Annotated in this window: 2 protein-coding genes; one reads left to right on the top strand and one right to left on the bottom strand. The window is 67.5% G+C overall.

All coding sequences use genetic code 11. The annotated features are described in order from the left end of the window. Positions 1-247: hypothetical protein (locus tag V5E28_RS48860; RefSeq protein WP_336217166.1), on the bottom strand; the 247-nt coding region annotated here is incomplete at its 3' end. A 275-nt stretch (positions 248-522) separates the two neighbouring features. On the opposite strand from V5E28_RS48860, the gene V5E28_RS48855 reads away from it, so the two are divergent. After that, positions 523-1,644: an AI-2E family transporter gene (locus V5E28_RS48855; protein ID WP_336217165.1), complete on the top strand. Its 1,122-nt coding sequence runs from the start codon at positions 523-525 to the stop codon at positions 1,642-1,644. Positions 1,645-1,918 lie beyond the last annotated feature (274 nt).

The following is a 1,918-nucleotide window of genomic DNA, read 5'->3' as shown; positions in this document are numbered from 1 at the left end:
CTCCTCGGGGGGACACCGGGGCGAAGCAGTCGGCGTTCTGGACGATGCTCATCCTGTCGGCGGTCATCACCGAAGCCGAGTGCTGACGGACTCGACAACCACCCCGACCGGAGCGATGAGAAGCGCCGCCGGCCACGCCGATCACGGGCACCGCTCTGACGACGGTAAGACAGAGCGGCCAAAGCGCCGACTGGGTTTCCAGCGTGCCGAACTCGTGGATTGCCGACGCCCCGAGCTTCACATTCATGCGCGGACGCCGGGTGATCTACCGGCACTCCCGGCCTGCTCAGCGCTCCGAGCGGACAGATCCCGGATGGGTACCGATCGTGGTCGAGACAACGCGAGGGAGCACGATCCGCGCAGGTCGTGCAGGCGCGACCTTGTGAGGGTTTACCCGTCCTTGCTGACCGCTGACCGCACCGCATCCGCTGCCCGCAGCCCTCGTTCCAAACTGCCTGAAAGGCTGGACAGCGGCGTGATCGCCGGTGGCGATCTCACGGATGAGCCGTTCAGGAGGAGGCAATGATCAAGCCGGGTGTGGCGCGAGGAGGACGGCGCGCTGCCGAGCCGCCCCGATCGGTCCGGGTGCTGCTGGCGCCCGCGAACGTGGCCCGGGCCGGGCTCGCGCTGGCGGTCGTCGTCGGGGCGGCGTTCTTCTTGCACTTCGTGCTGACCGACGCGGGCTGGCTGGTCCTTCTGCTGGTGCTGGCCTGGTTCGTGTCCCTGGCGATGGAGCCGCCGGTGCGCAGGCTGTCCAGGTGGATGCCGAGGGCCAGGGCCACCTTGGTGATGATGGCGGCGCTCATCTTGGCGGCGGCCATCTTCCTCGCGCTGTTCGGCAACCTGTTCCTGGAGCAGGTGGCGCAGCTCCTGCGCCACCTGCCCGCCGTCGCCGAGAGCGTGACGTCCTGGGTCAACACCCGGTTCGGCACCAAGTACGAGGTGGATGACATCCTCGCCTCCATCCAGCTCACCCCGCAACAGGCCGCCGAATACGCCCAAGGCGTGCTCGGCGGCGTGCTGAGCCTGCTGGGAACGGTGACGAAAGCGGTGTTCAACCTGGTCACCATCCTGCTGCTGGCCTTCTACCTTTCGGCTGACGGCCCCCGCCTGCGCCACTGGATCACCCGCCTGCTGCCACACCGGCCGCAGCGGGTCTTCGGCCGCGTCTGGGATCTGTCGATCGAGAAGACCGGCGGGTACGTCTCGGCCCGACTCATCCTGGCCACCATCAACGGATGTCTGTCGGCCGTGGTGTTCCTGCTGATCGGCATGCCGTCGTGGCTGGCGCTCGGTGTGTGGACGGGAGTGGTCGCCCAGTTCGTGCCCACGATCGGCACCTACATCTCCATCGCGCTGCCCGCCCTGGTGGGGCTGGCCTCATCGCAGCCCTGGACAGGGGTCCTGGCACTTACCTGGGCGATCTTGTATCAGCAGGTCGAAAACCTGACACTGGAACCGCGCATCAGCGCGCGATCGGTCGACCTCCATCCAGCCGTCTCCTTCACCACCGTGCTCCTGGGTGCGGCGCTGTTCGGCCCGGTCGGCGCCCTGCTGTCCATCCCCGTCACCGCGATGCTGTTCGCGCTCGTCGACACGTACGCAGCCACCAGGCCGGAGCCGGCCCCGACAACGGCTCCGTGAAAGAGATGTGCCTGAGGGGGTGAAGGTACCGGCTGGCACGGGCGGGCAGAGGACGGCGGACGACAAGAGCTGAGAACGTCCCAGCGATGTCTCAGTCGAGGCGCCCACGATCGCCTTAGGCCCATTTCCGCCGCTCATCCGGGGTCGGCATTCGCGTGATCACGGGCACATGCTTGCCATCGGTGGCAGCGGGTTGTACACCCCGAACGCAGAAGGACCTGCGTCTCCGCAGGTCCCTGCCCATCTTGCGATGGTGATCGAGAGTGCCCCCTGT

It is taken from the genome of Nonomuraea sp. LPB2021202275-12-8, from assembly GCF_037044575.1.
In the GTDB taxonomy this organism is placed as follows: domain Bacteria; phylum Actinomycetota; class Actinomycetes; order Streptosporangiales; family Streptosporangiaceae; genus Nonomuraea.
Note: the sequence above shows the minus strand (reverse complement) of the source record. Positions and strands in the feature narration are given on the sequence as shown.

Coding starts and splice junctions, on each gene's coding strand:
- V5E28_RS48855 (WP_336217165.1), top strand. CDS start 523: ATGATCAAGCCGGGTGTGGCGCGAGGAGGACGGCGCGCTGCCGAGCCG.